Source organism: Actinospineispora eucalypti (assembly GCF_039543365.1).
GTDB classification, from domain to species: Bacteria; Actinomycetota; Actinomycetes; order Mycobacteriales; family Pseudonocardiaceae; genus Pseudonocardia; species Pseudonocardia eucalypti.
Genome location: NZ_BAABJP010000001.1, coordinates 750,761 through 767,091 on the forward strand (window position 1 = coordinate 750,761; position 16,331 = coordinate 767,091).

The 16,331-nt window shown below is 72.9% G+C and carries 17 protein-coding genes; 12 read left to right on the plus strand and 5 right to left on the minus strand.

Annotated features, from left to right (window positions below; translation table 11 throughout):
• The first annotated feature begins 3 nt into the window (after nt 1-3).
• Entirely contained in the window at nt 4-1,353 is a 1,350-nt protein-coding gene (gene glmM, locus ABEB12_RS03625) for a phosphoglucosamine mutase (protein WP_185058946.1), read from the plus strand.
• Between the two features lie 104 nt (nt 1,354-1,457).
• Here the strand turns inward: glmM and ABEB12_RS03630 are convergent, their stop codons facing one another.
• Nucleotides 1,458-2,297, minus strand: coding sequence for a dienelactone hydrolase family protein (locus ABEB12_RS03630; protein WP_345702507.1), 840 nt, complete (start codon nt 2,295-2,297; stop codon nt 1,458-1,460).
• 60 nt (nt 2,298-2,357) lie between these two features.
• Between ABEB12_RS03630 and glmS the strand changes: the two genes are divergently transcribed.
• The 9 genes from glmS to rimI all read left to right on the plus strand — a co-directional run bounded on the left by glmS (nt 2,358) and on the right by rimI (nt 11,131).
• On the plus strand, nt 2,358-4,220 hold the full coding sequence (gene glmS, locus ABEB12_RS03635) for a glutamine--fructose-6-phosphate transaminase (isomerizing) (RefSeq protein WP_185058947.1): 1,863 nt from the start codon (nt 2,358-2,360) through the stop codon (nt 4,218-4,220).
• Between the two features lie 97 nt (nt 4,221-4,317).
• Complete coding sequence (locus ABEB12_RS03640) at nt 4,318-4,578, plus strand: hypothetical protein (RefSeq protein ID WP_185058948.1); 261 nt, start codon at nt 4,318-4,320, stop codon at nt 4,576-4,578.
• 128 nt (nt 4,579-4,706) lie between these two features.
• On the plus strand, nt 4,707-6,200 hold the full coding sequence (locus ABEB12_RS03645) for an NAD(P)H-hydrate dehydratase (protein WP_185058949.1): 1,494 nt from the start codon (nt 4,707-4,709) through the stop codon (nt 6,198-6,200).
• 223 nt (nt 6,201-6,423) lie between these two features.
• Entirely contained in the window at nt 6,424-7,632 is a 1,209-nt protein-coding gene (alr, locus tag ABEB12_RS03650; RefSeq protein ID WP_185058950.1) for an alanine racemase, read from the plus strand.
• Nucleotides 7,629-8,777, plus strand: a complete 1,149-nt coding sequence (locus tag ABEB12_RS03655) for an alpha/beta fold hydrolase (RefSeq protein ID WP_185058951.1) — start codon at nt 7,629-7,631, stop codon at nt 8,775-8,777. Before alr ends, ABEB12_RS03655 begins: the two co-directional genes overlap by 4 nt.
• Entirely contained in the window at nt 8,774-9,241 is a 468-nt protein-coding gene (tsaE, locus tag ABEB12_RS03660) for a tRNA (adenosine(37)-N6)-threonylcarbamoyltransferase complex ATPase subunit type 1 TsaE (protein ID WP_425572194.1), read from the plus strand. Before ABEB12_RS03655 ends, tsaE begins: the two co-directional genes overlap by 4 nt.
• Nucleotides 9,238-9,954, plus strand: coding sequence for an HAD-IA family hydrolase (locus ABEB12_RS03665; RefSeq protein ID WP_185058952.1), 717 nt, complete (start codon nt 9,238-9,240; stop codon nt 9,952-9,954). Before tsaE ends, ABEB12_RS03665 begins: the two co-directional genes overlap by 4 nt.
• A gap of 18 nt (nt 9,955-9,972) precedes the next feature.
• Nucleotides 9,973-10,647 carry a tRNA (adenosine(37)-N6)-threonylcarbamoyltransferase complex dimerization subunit type 1 TsaB gene (tsaB, locus tag ABEB12_RS03670; protein ID WP_185058953.1) on the plus strand — a complete coding sequence of 225 codons (675 nt, stop codon included), beginning with the start codon at nt 9,973-9,975 and terminating at the stop codon, nt 10,645-10,647.
• Between the two features lie 13 nt (nt 10,648-10,660).
• Entirely contained in the window at nt 10,661-11,131 is a 471-nt protein-coding gene (gene rimI, locus ABEB12_RS03675) for a ribosomal protein S18-alanine N-acetyltransferase (RefSeq protein ID WP_185058954.1), read from the plus strand.
• Here rimI and ABEB12_RS03680 read toward each other — a convergent pair.
• Genes ABEB12_RS03680 through ABEB12_RS03690 form a run of 3 tightly spaced genes read right to left on the minus strand, consistent with a single transcriptional unit; the run spans nt 11,100 to nt 13,355 of the window.
• Nucleotides 11,100-11,510, minus strand: a complete 411-nt coding sequence (locus tag ABEB12_RS03680) for a PIN domain-containing protein (protein WP_185058955.1) — start codon at nt 11,508-11,510, stop codon at nt 11,100-11,102. The two genes, rimI and ABEB12_RS03680, sit on opposite strands and share 32 nt — an antisense overlap.
• On the minus strand, nt 11,507-11,737 hold the full coding sequence (locus ABEB12_RS03685) for an AbrB/MazE/SpoVT family DNA-binding domain-containing protein (protein WP_185058956.1): 231 nt from the start codon (nt 11,735-11,737) through the stop codon (nt 11,507-11,509). The genes ABEB12_RS03680 and ABEB12_RS03685 overlap by 4 nt, the downstream gene beginning before the upstream one ends.
• Nucleotides 11,738-11,768: 31 nt before the next feature.
• On the minus strand, nt 11,769-13,355 hold the full coding sequence (locus ABEB12_RS03690; RefSeq protein WP_185061101.1) for an alkaline phosphatase D family protein: 1,587 nt from the start codon (nt 13,353-13,355) through the stop codon (nt 11,769-11,771).
• Nucleotides 13,356-13,724: 369 nt separating this feature from the next.
• Between ABEB12_RS03690 and groES the strand changes: the two genes are divergently transcribed.
• Both groES and groL read left to right on the plus strand, forming a co-directional pair.
• Nucleotides 13,725-14,021, plus strand: coding sequence for a co-chaperone GroES (groES, locus tag ABEB12_RS03695; protein ID WP_028926881.1), 297 nt, complete (start codon nt 13,725-13,727; stop codon nt 14,019-14,021).
• Nucleotides 14,022-14,138: 117 nt separating this feature from the next.
• On the plus strand, nt 14,139-15,776 hold the full coding sequence (gene groL, locus ABEB12_RS03700) for a chaperonin GroEL (protein ID WP_185058957.1): 1,638 nt from the start codon (nt 14,139-14,141) through the stop codon (nt 15,774-15,776).
• A 41-nt stretch (nt 15,777-15,817) separates the two neighbouring features.
• Here the strand turns inward: groL and ABEB12_RS03705 are convergent, their stop codons facing one another.
• Complete coding sequence (locus ABEB12_RS03705; RefSeq protein ID WP_185058958.1) at nt 15,818-16,114, minus strand: WhiB family transcriptional regulator; 297 nt, start codon at nt 16,112-16,114, stop codon at nt 15,818-15,820.
• Between the last annotated feature and the right edge of the window lie 217 nt (nt 16,115-16,331).

The window sequence follows — 16,331 nt, forward strand, 5'->3', positions numbered from 1 at the left end:
CCGATGGGCCGGCTGTTCGGTACAGACGGCGTCCGGGGCCTGGCCAACGTCGAGCTGACTCCCGAGTTGGCGCTGTCCGTCGCATCGGCGGCGGCGCAGGTACTCGCGGAGAAGGACCGGTCGCACCGACCGGTCGCCGTGGTCGGCCGGGATCCCAGGGCCAGCGGGGAGATGCTCGAGGCGGCGGTTGCCGCCGGGCTCGCCTCGGCCGGGGCGGACGTGCTGTGCGCCGGGGTGTTGCCCACCCCGGCGGTGGCGCACCTGGTCGCGGATCTGGGCGCCGACCTGGGCGTGATGATCTCCGCGTCGCACAACCCGATGCCGGACAACGGCGTGAAGCTGTTCGCCGAGGGCGGGCACAAGCTGCCGGACGCGGTCGAGGACGCCGTCGAGGCGCGCCTGGACGCGCCGCGTACCCGTCCCACCGGCGCCGAGGTCGGCCGCGTGCGGGAGCTGAAGGACGCCGGCGAGCGTTATCTTCGTCACCTTCTGGTGGCCGGCCTGCACGGCTCCCCGGTGGCCTCGCTGGCCGGGCTGCGCGTGGTGGTGGACTGCGCGAACGGCGCCGCGTCCACGCTGGCCCCCGAGGCGTACCGGCGGGCCGGCGCCGAAGTGATCGCCATCAACGCCGAGCCGGACGGGCTGAACATCAACGAGGGGTGCGGGTCCACGCACCTGGACGTGGTCGCCGGCGCCGTGCGCACGCACGGCGCCGACCTGGGCATCGCCCACGACGGTGACGCCGACCGCTGCCTGGCGGTGGACGCCTCCGGCGCACCAGTGGACGGCGACCAGATCATGGCGGTGCTCGCGCTGGCCCTGCGGGAGAGCGGGGAGCTGCGGGCGGACACGCTGGTGGCCACGGTGATGAGCAACCTGGGCCTGCACCTGGCGATGAACCAGGCCGGCATCACGGTGCGAACCACGGCGGTGGGCGACCGGTACGTGCTGGCCGAGCTGCGCGCCGGCGGCTACACGCTGGGGGGCGAGCAGTCCGGGCACGTGGTGCTGCCCGGCCACGCCACCACCGGTGACGGCCTGCTCACCGCGCTGCGGCTGATGGCCCGGATGGCGTCCACCGGTCGCGGGCTGGCCGAGCTGGCCGGCGTGGTCGAGGTGCTGCCGCAGGTGCTGCACAACGTGCGGGTCGCCGACAAGGCCGCCGTCGCCGACGCGCCCGAGGTACGTGAAGCGGTCGCCAAGGCCGAGGCCGAGCTGGGTGACCACGGCCGCGTCCTGCTCCGCCCCTCCGGCACCGAACAACTGGTCCGCGTCATGGTCGAAGCCCCCACGAGTGAGGAAGCCGACCGAGTGGCCACCGCGTTGGCCGCGGTAGTCGCATCCACCCCCTGATCCAGTCACTCCGGCACACCGATTCAGTCACTCCGGCACACCGATTCAGTCACTTTGGCCTGCTGAAGTGACTGAATCAGCCTGCTGAAGTGACTGAATCGGGGTTAGCGGGCCAGGAGGATTTCGGTGCGTTTGAGGTCGCCGTAGGCGACCTCGTCCAGCTTGCCGTCTCCGGTGAAGACGCGGAGCAGGAAGGCGGTCAGGAGGGCGCGGGAGAGGCGTGCGGTGCCGGTGTGCGGCTTGCCGGCGAGCAGCGTGTCGAACCAGTTCCGCCCGGACAGGAAGCCGAGGTGGTTGGCCTTGGGCAGGTTGCGCAGCAGCACCGGCCCGGCCCACTCGGTGGCCACCGGTTCCGCGTTCCCGGGCAGCGGGCTGACCTGGTCCTTGCCCGCCGCGAGGTGCAGCGCGGGCGCGTGCACCCGTTCGGCGGCCGCGATCGCCGAGGGGTAGGTCTCGGAGAGCGCCAGCGTGGCCACCGCCGCCACCGGCTCGCCGAGTGACTCCCGGTCGGCCGCCGCGAGCACCGCGCAGCCGCCGCCCATGCCGTGCCCGGCCAGGGCCAGCCGGGTCGGGTCCACACTGATCCTGCCCTCGCCCAGCCGGACGTTGGCGCACACCTCGAGCGTGGTGCGCAGGTCGGCGCTGAACCGGGCGTGGCTGGGCACCGGGCCTCGGAACGTGCCGGGCGCGGCCGCCACGATGCCCCAGGAAGCCAGGTGGCGCAGCAACGGCAGGTACCGCTGGGGGGTCTGCATCCAGTCGTGGCCGAACGCCACCGCCGGCCGGCCCAGCCCGGTCGCCGGGGTGTAGAGCACGCCGGGCAGCCCGACCAGCCCCAGGTCACCGCGCAGCACCGGGTGCGGGCCGTCGCCGCCCAGCGCGGCGATTGCCTTCTTGGCCGATCCAGGCAGGTCCGGCGCCTTCGGTGCTCGGGTACGAACCACGGCCCAGACGCTATCCCATCAGGACGAGGCGCCCATTTGCCCCTCGTTAGAGTGGGGCGCATGTGCGGAATCGTGGGCTACGTAGGCAGCCGGCCGGCGCTGGACGTCATCCTGGACGGCCTGCGCCGGCTGGAGTACCGGGGCTACGACTCGGCCGGGGTGGCGGTGCTGGACGGCGCCGGAGGGCTGGCCGTCGAACGCAAGGCCGGCCCGCTGGCCAACCTGGAGACCCGGCTGGCCGAGGTCGGCACCACCCAGTTCAACGGGACCACCGGAATGGGGCACACCCGCTGGGCCACCCACGGCGGACCCACCGACCGCAACGCCCACCCGCACCGGGACAACGCGGGCAAGGTCGCCGTGGTGCACAACGGCATCATCGAGAACTTCATCGCGCTGCGCGCCGGGCTGGAGGCCGACGGGGTCGAGCTGACCAGCGACACCGACACCGAGGCCACCGCCCACCTGGTGGCCCGCGCCTACGACGAAGGCCCCACGGCCGGTGACCTCGCGGCCAGCGTGCGTGCGGTCAGCCGCCGGCTGGAGGGCGCGTTCACCCTGCTGTTCACCCATGCCGACCGGCCGGGCGAGATCGTCGCGGCCCGCCGGTCCTCACCGCTGGTGGTGGGCCTCGGGGACGGGGAGACCTTCCTCGGCTCGGACGTGGCCGCGTTCATCGAGCACACCCGGGACGCCGTCGAGCTGGGCCAGGACCAGGTGGTCACCATCACCGCCGACGGCTACACGGTCACCGACTTCGCCGGCGAGCCGGTCGAGGTCAAGCCGTTCCGGGTCACCTGGGACCTGGCCGCCGCCGAGAAGGGCGGCCACGACTACTTCATGCTCAAGGAGATCGAGGAGCAGCCCACCGCGATCGCGGACACCCTGCGCGGACACCTGATCGACCGGCGGATCGTGCTGGACGAGCAGCGCCTGGCCGACGCCGACCTGCGTGACGTGGACAAGGTGTTCGTGGTGGCCTGCGGCACCGCCTACCACTCCGGCCTGCTGGCCAAGTACGCCATCGAGCACTGGACGCGCCTGCCCGTGGAGGTCGAGCTGGCGTCCGAGTTCCGCTACCGGGACCCGGTGCTGGACCGGCAGACGCTGGTGGTCGCGATCTCCCAGTCCGGCGAGACCATGGACACCCTGGAGGCGGTGCGCCACGCCAAGGAGCAGAAGGCCAGGGTACTGGCCATCTGCAACACCAACGGCGCGCAGATTCCCCGCGAGTCGGACGCGGTGCTCTACACCCACGCCGGCCCGGAGATCGGGGTCGCCGCGACCAAGACGTTCACCTCGCAGATCGCCGCCACCTACCTGGTCGGGCTGGCCCTGGCCCAGGCCCGGGGCACCAAGTACCCGGACGAGGTGGCGCGCGAGTTCGCCGAGCTGGAGGCCATGCCGGCGGCGGTGGCTTCCGCGCTGGAGGCGGTGGACGCCACCCGCGAGCTGGCCTACGACCTGGCGCTGTCCCGCGCGGTGCTCTTCCTCGGCCGGCACGTGGGATACCCGGTGGCGCTGGAGGGCGCGCTCAAGCTCAAGGAGCTGGCCTACATGCACGCCGAGGCGTTCGCCGCCGGCGAGCTCAAGCACGGCCCGATCGCGCTGATCGAGCAGGGCCTGCCGGTGGTCGTGGTGATGCCGTCGCCGAAGGGCCGGGCGGTGCTGCACGCCAAGCTGCTGTCCAACATCCAGGAGATCACCGCGCGGGGCGCGCGCACCGTGGTGATCGCTGAAGAGGGTGACGAGACGATCCGCCCGTTCGCCCACCACCTGCTCGAGGTGCCGGCCGTGCCGACGCTGCTGCAGCCACTGGTGTCCACAGTTCCGTTGCAGGTCCTGGCGGCGGAGATCGCCCGCGCGCGGGGTTACGACGTGGACAAACCGCGCAACCTGGCCAAGTCCGTAACCGTGGAGTGATAAAGCGTTATTCAGATTTCGGGGAGGGCTCCCAACCGGTTCCTGGTCGGATAGGTCATGGGTGGTAGAGACCACCGACCTTCAAGGGGAGCCCGACATGAACAACTTCGCCAACGACGACCGGCGCAGCACCGGCGAGGTCGCGGCGGCCGCCGCCGCACTGATCCGCATGCTGGGCACCGAGGACCAGACCGTGCGGACGGCCGCCGAGGCCGCTCTGTACCCCATGATCCTGGAACACTGGGAGATCGTCTACGCCGAGATGGCGCGCGCCCGGGTCCGCTCGGACGACCCGGCGGCGATGCAGCGGATGCGCAACGCGTTGCGCCCCAGGGAAGCCCTGCGCCTCGTGCGTTGATCCGCACGATGTCTCCCGCGTGCGCCGGACTGGGCACACGCTCGGCGAGTGCGGAGCGCGCTGCGTTTCCCGCGTGCGCCGGACTGGGCGCACGCTCGGCAAGCGCGTTCCGCGCTAGCGTGGGGCCCGTGCTTGGGATGTGGGGTGCGGACCGGATCCGGGCCGCTGAGGACGTCTTGCTGGCCCGGACCCCGGAGGGGGCGTTGATGCGGCGGGCGGCCCACGGGGTGGGCCGATACGCCGCCGACCTGCTCCGCGAACACACCGGCGGGGTGGCGGGCCGCCGGGTGACGCTGCTGGTGGGCGCGGGAAACAACGGCGGGGACGCGCTGTGGGCCGGCTACGAACTGCGCCGAGGGGGCGCGCGGGTGACCGCCGTGCTGCTGGCCCCGGACCGGGCGCACCCGGCCGGGCTGGCCGCCTTCCGCCGGGTCCGGGGCCGGGTGCTTACGGGCGACTCCGCCGGAGCGGGCATCGGGCGGGCGCCCGACGGAGACACCGCCGGGGACGCGGTCGCCGGGGCGCACCTGGTGATCGACGGAATCGTCGGCATCTCCGGCCGGGGGGCGCTGCGCCCGGCGGCGGCCGAGCTGGTCGCCCGGGCGGAGGCGGCCGGGGTGCCGATCCTGGCGGTGGACCTGCCCAGCGGGGTGGACCCGGACACCGGCGCGGTGGACGGCCCGGCGGTGACCGCGACCGCCACGGTGACCTTCGGCGGCCGCAAGCCGGTGCACGCGCTGGCCCCGCACCACTGCGGGCCGGTCCGGCTGGTGGACATCGGCCTCGCGCCGCACCTGCCGGACCCCGACCTCTACCAGCTGGAAGCGGCCGACGTGGCGGCGCGCTGGCCGGTGCCCGGGCCGGCCGACGACAAGTACACCCAGGGCGTGGTGGGCATCGCGGCCGGTTCGGCGGTGTACCCGGGGGCGGCCGTGCTGGCCACCGGGGCGGCGGTCGCCGCCACCTCGGGCATGGTCCGGTTCGCCGGCGGCGCCGCGGACCAGGTGCGTTCGCGCTGGCCGGAAGTGGTCGCGGCCGGATCGGTCGCCGACACCGGGCGGGTGCAGGCGTGGACCGTCGGACCGGGCATCGGAACCGGGGGCACCGGCCGGGACGTGCTGGCGTCGGTGCTGGACGCCGGCCTGCCGTGCTGCCTGGACGCCGACGCGATCACCCTGATCGGCGCCGACCCGAACCTGGCCGACGCGGCCTACGAACTGCCGGCCGTCTACACCCCGCACGACCGCGAGTTCGCCCGGCTGACCGGCGCCGAGGTGGGCCCGGACCGGGTCGGCGCGGCCCGGGCCGCCGCCGCCAAGCTCCGGGCCACGGTGCTCCTCAAGGGCAACGTGACCGTGGTCGCCGCCCCGGACGGGCGCGCACTGGCCAACCCCGCCGGCTCCTCCTGGGCCGCCACGGCGGGTTCCGGGGACGTCCTCTCCGGCCTCATCGGCGCCCTGCTCGCCGCCGGCCTGGACCCGTGGTGGGCCGCCGGCTGCGCCGCCTTCGTGCACGCCCGAGCCGCCCAGATCGCCGCCGGCCCCCCTCCCGGCATCCCCATCGGCGCGAGCGCACTCCTAGCGGCCATCCCCGAAGCCATCCGCCAAACCCGCACCCCCTAACCCCGATTCAGTCACTCCAGCACGCTGGTTCAGTGACTTCAGCACGCTGGTTCGGTGACTTCAGCACGCTGATTCAGTCACTCCAGCACGCTGATTCAGTCACTTCAGCACGCTGGTTCAGTCACTCCAGTACCCCGGTTCGGTGACTTCGGCCGGCCGATTCGCCCCCAGGATGAGGGCGGGCTCACAGAAGCTACGAGCCGGGGATGAGACCATGGAGAGCATGTCCGTCATTGAGGGGCCCGGCGCCACATCGCCGGGAGACGGCGCGCTGACCGGGGCCGACGCGGCGACACCACGCGCCGAAGCGATCGTCGACCTGGCCGCGATCGAGCACAACGTGCGGTACCTGGCGTCCACGGCGGCGGCGTCCGGCGCGGCGATGATGGCCGTGCTGAAGGCCGACGGGTACGGCCACGGGGCGGTGCCGGTGGCCCGCGCCGCACTGCGGGCGGGCGCGACCTGGCTGGGTGTCTGCACGATGGGCGAGGCGCTGGCGCTGCGTGCGGGCGGGATCACCGCGCCGGTGCTGAGCTGGCTGGACCTGCCGGACGACGACTACCGGCCGGCCGTGGCCGAAGGCGTTGACCTGTCCGTGGCCTCGGTGCGCCAGCTGGCCGCCGTGCGCCTGGCCGCCGGGCGGGCCGACCGGCCGGCCCGGATCCACTTGAAGATCGACACCGGGTTGAGCCGCAACGGCAGCGCGGCCGCGGACTGGCCGGAGCTGGTGGACGCCGCCGCGAAGGCCGCCGCCGACGGATCGGTCGAGGTGCTCGCGGTCTGGTCCCACCTGGCGCACGGTGACGAACCGGCGAACCCGACGCTGGACGCCCAGGCGCAGAGGCTGGACGCGGCGTGGCGGGTGGCCACCGAGGCCGGGCTCAACCCGATCCGGCACATCGCCAATTCGGCCGCCACGATGACCCGGCCGGACCTGCACTACGACCTGGTCCGCGCGGGAATCGCGGTGTACGGGCTGGATCCCCTCGGCCGTCCGGTGGCGGACACCCCGCTGCGCCCGGCGATGACGTTCCGGGCCCGGGTCGCGCTGGTGAAGCGGGTGCCCGCCGGCGAGGGCGTCTCCTACGGGCACGAGTGGAGCACCCCGGCGGAGACCACCCTGGCGCTGCTGCCGGTCGGCTACGCGGACGGCGTGCCGCGCCGGCTGGGCAGCCGGCCGAGCGGGGTGGGAGGCATGCGGGTGCTCATCGGCGGCCGCTCCCGGCCGGTGGTCGGCCGGGTGTGCATGGACCAGGTCATGGTGGACTGCGGTGACTACCCGGTCGCCGAGGGTGACGAGGCGGTGTTGTTCGGCCCCGGTGACCGGGGCGAACCGACCGCCCAGGACTGGGCCGACGCGCTGGGCACGATCCACTACGAGATCGTTACCGGGTTGCGCGCCGGGCGGGTGTCCCGCACGGTGGCGGAGTGAACCGAAAACGCCGGATCGCCGGCGGGGTTATCGGTGGCGTCCTGGGCGCCGCCGCGACCGGGGCCGCCGTGGGCGTGGCCACCCGGTGGTCCCGCCTGTCCAGGGAACGCCGGGCGATCGAGGCGGACAGCGGCGCGACGCCCGAGCTGGGGCTGCTGCCGCCCGGCACGCCGTGGTCGGTGACCGCGGACGACGGCGTGCGGCTGGACGCCGAGGTGGTCGAGCTCACCGGTGGCCCGAACGGGGGCCGCAAGCGGAACGACGGGCCGTCACAGACCGTGGTGCTGGTGCACGGCTTCGCGCTGGACCGCCGGTGCTGGCACTTCCAGCGCCGGGCGCTGGCCGAGCTGGCCGACCCCCGGGTGCGCCTGGTGCTGTTCGACCAGCGCGGGCACGGCCGGTCGGAGCGCCCGCCCCGGGAGAGCTGCACCATCGCCCAGCTGGGTGAGGACCTGGACGCGGTGCTGCGGGCGCTGGCCCCGGAGGGGCCGGTGGTGCTGGTCGGCCACTCCATGGGCGGCATGGCGATCATGGCGCTGGCCGAGCGGCACCCGGAGCTGTTCGCCGACCGGATCGCCGGCGTGGCGCTGCTGTGCACCTCGGCCGGGGAGATCGGGTCGCAGGGCCTGCCGGCCACCTTCATGTCCCGGTACAACCCGCTGACCAGGACGGTCGGCGCACTGGCCGGATGGCAGCCCCGGCTGGTGGAGCGGGCCAGGCGGCTGATCGGCGACCTGGTGTGGGGCGTCACCCGGGCCTACGCCTACGGCGACAGGAAGGTGGCGCACTGGCTGGTGGACTTCGTGCACCAGATGATCAGTGCCAACGCGGTGGATGCGCTGATCGACTTCGTGGACACGCTGAACACCCACGACCGGCTGGCCGCCCTGCCCGCGCTGGCCCGGTGCCGGACGCTGATCGTGGCCGGCGAGGCGGACCGGATGATCCCGCTCCGGCACGGTGAGGTGATCGCCGCCGAGCTGCCGGATGCCACCATGGTGCGGCTGCCCGGGGTCGGCCATATGGCGATGATCGAGCAGCCGGAACAGGTGAACGAGGCGCTGGCCGAACTGCTGCGCCGGGTGGCCGCCGACCGGCCTGGCGGGGTGGTCGGCGCGCTGCGCAAGCTGCGGAAACGAGCATGACGATGATGACCGAGGAAACCACCCGGTACGAGTTGCCCACCGAGGCGGACACCGAGGCGCTGGGCGCGCGCATCGGCGCGCGGCTGGACAAAGGGGACGTGGTGCTGCTGGCCGGGCCGCTCGGCGCCGGCAAGACGGTGTTCGCCCGGGGGATCGGGCGCGGGCTCGGCGTGACCGGTGCGGTCACCTCGCCGACCTTCGTGATCGCCCGCGAGCACCCGCCGGCCCCGGACGGCCGCGGCGTGGCGCTGGTGCACGTGGACGCCTACCGGCTCAACTTCGGCGCCAACGCCCGGGCCGAGCTGGACGACCTGGACCTGGACACCGACCTGGCCGCGGCGGCCGTGGTGGTCGAGTGGGGCGAGGGCCTGGCCGAGACGCTGGCCGACCGGCACCTGCTGGTGCGGCTGACCAGGAGGGACGACGACAGCCGGGTGGCCGAGCTGACCTGGACGGGCGCATGATCGAGGCAGTGATCTTCGACTGGGGCGGCACGCTGACCCCGTGGAAGGAGATCGACCTCCTGACCCAGTGGCGGGCCTACGCCGACATCCTGCACCCGGATGACGACCCGCGCGCGGCCGAGGTGGCCCGGGCGCTGGTGACCGCCGAGCAGGGCCGGTGGGCGCGGATCAAGGCGACGCACCGGGCGTTCCGGCTGGCCGAGGTGGTGGCCGACGCGGCCGAGGCGCTGGGCCGCGACGTGCCGTACCGGGAGGAGGCGCTGGCCGCCTACCGGGAGCGCTGGGTGTTCGCCACGCACACCGACCCGGAGGTGGCGCCCACCCTGGACGCGCTGCGGGCCCGCGGCGCCTCGCTGGGCGTGCTGTCCTCCACCGCGTGGCCGGCCGCCTGGCACGAGGACTGGCTGCGCCGGGACGGCGTGTTCGACCGGTTCGACGCCTGCGTGTGGAGTTCCGACCTGGACTGGACGAAGCCGCACGCGGAGGCGTTCCAAGCCGTCCTGGCCGCCGTCGGCGTGACCGACCCGAGCCGGGCGGTGTACGTCGGTGACCGCCCGTTCGACGACGTCTCCGGGGCCAAGGCGGTGGGCATGCGCGCGGTGCTGGTGCCGCACAGCAACATCCCGGAGGACCAGCGGGTGCCGGTGGACGTGCACCCGGACGCGGTCATCCAGCGCCTCTCCGATCTCCCGGCCGTACTCGCCGACTGGTGACCGTCGTAGGCTGACCGCGTGCATGTGTTGGCCCTGGATACCTCGACGGACGTGGTCACGGTCGGTCTGGTCCGCCTGGACGCGGCCGGGCCACAGGTGCTGGCCGAGCTGGTCCGGCCGGGCGCCCGGCAGCACGGCGAGCAGCTGATGCCGGCCGCGCTCGAGGTCTGCGCGCGGGCCGGTTATCCGCTGGCCGAGGTGGACGCGGTGGTGTGCGGCAACGGGCCGGGGCCGTTCACCGGGCTGCGCGTCGGCCTGGTCAGCGCGGCCGCACTGGGCGACGCGCTGGACGTTCCGGTGTACGGGGTCTGTTCGCTGGACGCGGTCGCGGCGGTGGCCGCGCCGGGTGACCCGCTGGTGGTGGTCAGTGACGCCCGGCGGCGGGAGGTGTACTGGGCGGCCTACGACGGGGCCGGCCGGCGCACCCGCGGCCCGGAGGTGTCGGCGCCGGCCGCGCTGGCCGGGCGCATCGGCGAGCTGGGCGTTCACCGGGTGGCCGGGCCGCTGGCCGGCCGGTTCGCCGCCGAGTCCGGGCTGGCCGAGCTGCCCGGCCTGGTGCCGACCCCGGCCGGGCTGGTCGCGGTGGCCCGCGCCGACCTGCTGGCCCGCCGCGCCCCGGACCCGCTGGAGCCGCTGTACCTGCGCCGCCCGGACGCGGTGCCGCCGGCCGCGCGCAAGCGGGTCACCGCCTGAGCCGGCCGCCCAGATGACCAGCCCCACCATCACCGTCGGCCCGCTGTACCGGCAGGACGCCGAGGCCTGCGCCCAGCTGGAGAAGCTGCTGTTCCCCGGGGACGACCCGTGGTCGGCGCGGATGTTCCGCGACGAGCTGGCCGTCGGCCACTTCTACCTGGCCGCGCGGGACGGCACCCGGCTGGCCGGTTACGGCGGACTGGCCCTGATCGCCGGGCCGCCGCACGCCGAGACGGAGATCCACACCATCGGCGTGCACCCGGACTACCAGCGCCAGGGCATCGGCCGCCGCCTGCTGGCCGGCCTGCTGGCCCGCGCCGACGAGCTGTCCGCCGTCGTGTTCCTCGAGGTCCGCACCGACAACGAGCCGGCGCTGGCGCTGTACGAGGACACCGGTTTCGAACGGCTGGGCCTGCGCCGCAACTACTACCGCCCCAGCGGCGCCGACGCGTTCACCATGCGCCGCCCGGCTCGACAACCGTGAGCTTCGGAAAATAACGCCGGAAAACGCCGCGGTCCCGGGTCAGTAGTCGATCGGCCTGGTGGGTGCCGTGCGCTCCAATCATGAAGTCGGCGACAACCCGGCTTCGTGGCCCGCCGGCTCGCCGATAAGCGCGCCAGGCTTCCCCGGCGGCCGAGGCCGAGAGCATGTTCAGCGCCGAGAACTCGGCGCCGAGCTCGCGCAGAGAATCATCGGCGGCCTTGGGATCGCCGAAGTAGGCGACGATCTCGGCCCACACCGCATCGCAAATCACCAGCCGGCCGGTGTCCAGACTCCGACTCACCGCATCTCGGGCCGCCGGCCCGAACTGGTCGTCTACGAACAGGTCTATCAGCACGTTGGTGTCAATGGCGGTGATCACGGCAGTTCGACGGGTCCGCGAATCTCATTCAGGAACTCGTCCGCGCTCTGGCCGCCCCGGAGGATGCCGTACACGCTGTCCACGGGGTCGCGCTGGCGTACCTTGTGGGCCACCAGCCGCCCGTCCTCCACGGCGAACTCCAGCGTCTCGCCGGGCTCGATCCCCAGCTCCCTGCGGAGCTGCTTGGGGATCGTCACCTGCCCCTTTTCGGAAACCGTCGCTTTCATACTCGAAGAGTAGGAATTCCTACCTCCGACGTCAAGTCCGGTTCAGCCCTGCCTTGCGGTCCTCGATGACGAAGCTGGCGCGGGTTTCGGCCGGGGCGTCGGGGCGGGAGACATAGGGCACCACGCGGAAGTCGGCGGTGATCGTCTCCGGGGTGATCCGGGTGCGCACGTACCCGCGCCGGTTGTTGAAGAACCTGATGTGCGGGTTCTCCTTCAGGACGCCGGCGGTCTCCGGGCGGTCCTCCGAACCGTCCCCGCCGGAGGCGATCGACGAGCTCACCAGCTCGGTGCCGACCACCGGCGAGGCCGGGTCGTCGAACCGGGTCTTCACGTCCGCCGCCCAGTGCGCGTGCACGTCGCCGGTGAGCACCACGGGGTTGCGCACCTTCGCCTCGGTCCAGCCGTTCACCACCCGGTCCCGCTGGCCGACGTAGCCGTCCCAGGCGTCCGGGTTGTACACGCGCGCGCCGTCCCGGGGGATGGCCAGCTGGGACAGCATGACCTGCTGGCCGAGCAGGTCCCAGCGGGCGGTGGAGCCCCGGAACCCGTCCAGCAGCCAGGACTCCTGCTCCGCGCCGAGCAGGCCGCGGGCCTGGTCGGTGCGCTCCGGGCAGTCGCTGGGGTACTTGTCCCCGCACGGCTGGTCGCCCCGGTACTGCCGGGTGTCCAGCATGTGGAAGTTGACCAGCCCGCCCCAGGCCACCCGCCGGTACAGCCGCATGCTCGCACCGGTGGGCCGGGCGTTCGCGCGCAACGGCACGTTCTCGTAGTAGGCGCGCAACGCGGCCTCCCGGCGGGCCGGGAAGTCCGGGTCCGGCTTCTCCGGAACCATGTCGGCCCAGTTGTTCTCCACCTCGTGGTCGTCGTAAACCAGCAGCCACGGCGCGATAGCGTGTGCGGCCCGCAGGTCCGGGTCGGCGTGGTACTGGGCGTACCGGCGCCGGTAGTCGGCCAGGGTGCGCTCCTCGTCGCCCAGGATGGGCCGGACCACGGGGGTGCTCCCCGAGGGTTGCGCGCCGTACTCGTAGGTGTAGTCGCCCAGGTGCAGCACCAGGTCCGGGTGCTCCTCGGCGATCCGCCGGTACGCGGTGAACAGCCCCTGCTCGTAGCGGGCGCAGGAGGTGAAGCACATGGTCAGCGGGCTGAGGGCCGGGCCGGCCGGGGTGGTCCGGGTGCGCCCGGCCGGGGAGACCTCGCCGCCGGCCCGGAACCGGTACCAGAGCTCCCGGTCGGCGGGCAGCCCCACCGGTTCCACGTGTACCGCGTAGCCCAGCTCGGCCCCGGTGCGCGCGGTGCCGCGTTGCAGCACCTCGGCGAACCGCTGGTCGGCGGCGACCTCCCAGTCCACGTCGATGGTGTCGGTCGGGCCGCCGGGCATGCCGCCCAGCCCGTCCGGGTGCACCGGGTCGCGGGCCAGCCGGGTCCACAGCACCATCCCGTCCGGCCCCGGGTCCCCGGAGGCCACGCCCAGTGTGAACAGCCCCGAAGGCGCCGGTGCGGCGGGCGCGGGTGCGGGAGGCGTGGCGGGCGCGGGTGCGGGCGTGCACGCGGCGGCTCCCACGGCGAGCGTGGACAACGCGCCGACGCGCAACGCGGTACGGCGGGAGACGGGTGTGATGGGCACGGTCCCAGCAAAGCGTGCGCCGGCTAACGGCGGGTGAACTCCGCACCGGTTGTCAGGAGTTGGGTGATCGTCGTTCGTGGCGGTTGAGCCTCGAATTTCGCGGCGGAAGCGCCGCTGACGGCGATCACGCCCGGGGCGGCGGGCCGGAAGCCGGGCGGATGGGCGGTCCACCGGTTCTGGCCTGGTGATCGTCCGGGCCGGGCACCCGGCGCGCCGAGGGGTGGACGTTGAGCGTTGGCACTCTCGTGGGTAGAGTGCCAACTACGCGGCAGCACGGAGCCCCGGCACCCGCGACGGCGGGGCGCCGCAGCCGACGTTCGAGAAGAACAGATCGCAGAACCCCAGGAAGGGGAGGGCACACTCGTGGCGAGCGTGAACATCAAGCCGCTCGAGGACAAGATCGTCGTGCAGGCCAGTGAGGCCGAGACGACGACCGCGTCTGGCATCGTTATCCCGGACACCGCCAAGGAGAAGCCCCAGGAGGGCAAGGTCCTGGCGGTGGGCCCGGGTCGGGTCGACGACAACGGCAACCGGGTTCCGGTGGACGTGAGCGTCGGCGACGTCGTGATCTACTCCAAGTACGGCGGCACCGAGGTCAAGTACAACGGCGAGGAGTACCTCATCCTCTCCGCCCGCGACGTGCTCGCGGTCGTCAACTGACACCTCGGATCAAGTAGCAACGACGCCGCCCCGGCCCCGGCTGGGGCGGCGTCGTCGCCGTTTAGGACGGAGGCGCGGGCAGCGTCTCCCCGTTCGGCTGCCGGTAAAAGGAGAGAAATGCCAAAGCAGATCAATTTCGACGAGTCGGCGCGGCGGGCGCTGGAACGCGGGGTGAACCAGCTCGCCGACGCGGTCAAGGTCACCCTCGGCCCGAGGGGCCGGCACGTGGTGCTGGACAAGAAGTTCGGCGGCCCCACGGTGACCAACGACGGTGTCACCATCGCCCGCGAGGTCGACCTGGAGGACCCGTTCGAGAACCTGGGTGCCCAGCTGGCCAAGACCGTGGCCACCAAGACCAACGACGTGGCCGGTGACGGCACCACCACGGCGACGGTGCTGGCCCAGGCGATGGTCGCCGAGGGGCTGCGCAACGTGGCCGCCGGGGCCAACCCGTCCGCGCTCGGGCAGGGCATCGCGGCGGCCGCCGACAAGGTGGCCGAGGTGCTGTCGGCCAAGGCCAAACCGGTGTCCGGCAAGAAGGACATCGCCCAGGTCGCCGCCGTCTCCTCCCGGGAGGTGGAGATCGGTGAGCTGGTCAGCCAGGCCATGGACGCGGTCGGCGAGAACGGCGTGATCACCGTGGAGGAAGGCTCCACGCTGGCCACCGAGCTGACCCTCACCGAGGGCCTGGCGTTCGACAAGGGCTACCTGTCCCCGTACTTCGTCACCGACTCCGAGTCCATGGAGGCGGTGCTCGAGGACGCCTACATCCTGTTGCACCGGGAGAAGATCAGCGCCATCGCCGATCTGCTGCCGCTGCTGGAGAAGGTGCTCGGCGAGGGCAAGCAGCTGCTCATCGTGGCCGAGGACGTCGAGGGCGAGGCGCTGTCCACCCTGGTGGTCAACTCGATCCGCAAGACGCTGCGGGTGTGTGCGGTGAAGGCGCCGTACTTCGGCGACCGGCGCAAGGCGTTCCTGGACGACCTGGCCATCGCCACCACGGCGCAGGTGATCAACCCGGAGATCGGGCTGAAGCTGTCCGAGGCCGGCCTCGAGGTGCTGGGCAAGGCCCGTCGCATCGTGGTCACCAAGGACGACACCACGATCATCGAGGGTGCCGGGGCCAAGGACGACGTGCAGGCCCGGATCGCCCAGATCAAGGGCGAGATCGAGACCACCGACTCCGAGTGGGACCGGGAGAAGCTGCAGGAACGGCTGGCCAAGCTGTCCGGCGGCGTTGCGGTGATCAAGGTCGGGGCGGCCACCGAGACCGCCCTCAAGGAGCGCAAGCACCGCATCGAGGACGCCGTCGCGGCCACCCGCGCGGCGGTCGAGGAGGGCATCGTGCCCGGCGGTGGCTCCGCCCTGCTGCACGCGGCGGCCGAGCTGGCCGACGGCCTCGGCCTGAAGGGCGACGCGGCGACCGGTGTGGCCATCGTGCGCCGCGCGCTGGAGTCCCCGGTCCGGTGGATCGCCAACAACGCCGGTCAGGAGGGCTCGGTCGTGGTCGCCAAGGTGGCCGGCCAGGACTGGGGCAAGGGCTTCAACGCCGCCACGCTGACCTTCGGTGACCTGGTTGCCGACGGCATCGTGGACCCGGCCAAGGTGGCCAAGTCGGCGGTGATCAACGCCGCGTCGATCGCCCGCATGGTGCTCACCACGGAATCCACCGTGGTGGACAAGCCGGAGGAGCCGGCGCCCGCCGCCGGTGGGCACGGCCATGGCCACGGGCACGGCCACGGCCCTGGTTTCTGACGCGATCAGACCGGGCCGTCACGCAGAAGCGGCAGCTCCCCTCAGTGGAGGGTGAGCTGCCGCTTTCGCGTGCGGATCAGGCCGTCGCGCTCGGACTCCGAGAGGCCGCCCCAGATGCCGTAGGGCTCCTGGACGCGCAGCGCGTGCCGGCGACACTCCTCCAGCACCCCGCAGCCGCCGCACACGGCCTTCGCCCTGGCTTCCCGGTTGCTCCTGGCCGGGCCGCGTTCCCCTTCCGGGTGGAAGAAGAATGCGCTGTCCATACCACGACAGGCGCCGTTGAGCTGCCAGTCCCAGATGTCCGCGTTGGGTCCTGGCAGCCTGCGCGTGTCAGCCATGTTTCCTACCCCCGGTACACCTACCGTGGGCTCGAGCCTGAAGTGCAGGTTCGCCGCCCGATTTGAACAAGCATTTGACGGTCACATTAGGTTCGGGTTTCGGGTCTGACAAGACTCTGGTGCTAAGCAGTGCTCACGATCAGCTTGTCCGGGTGAATCGGCTGGCAGAGGGGTTGACATGGGCTTATGCCCGGTCCGGGCCGCCTTCGGGGACCAG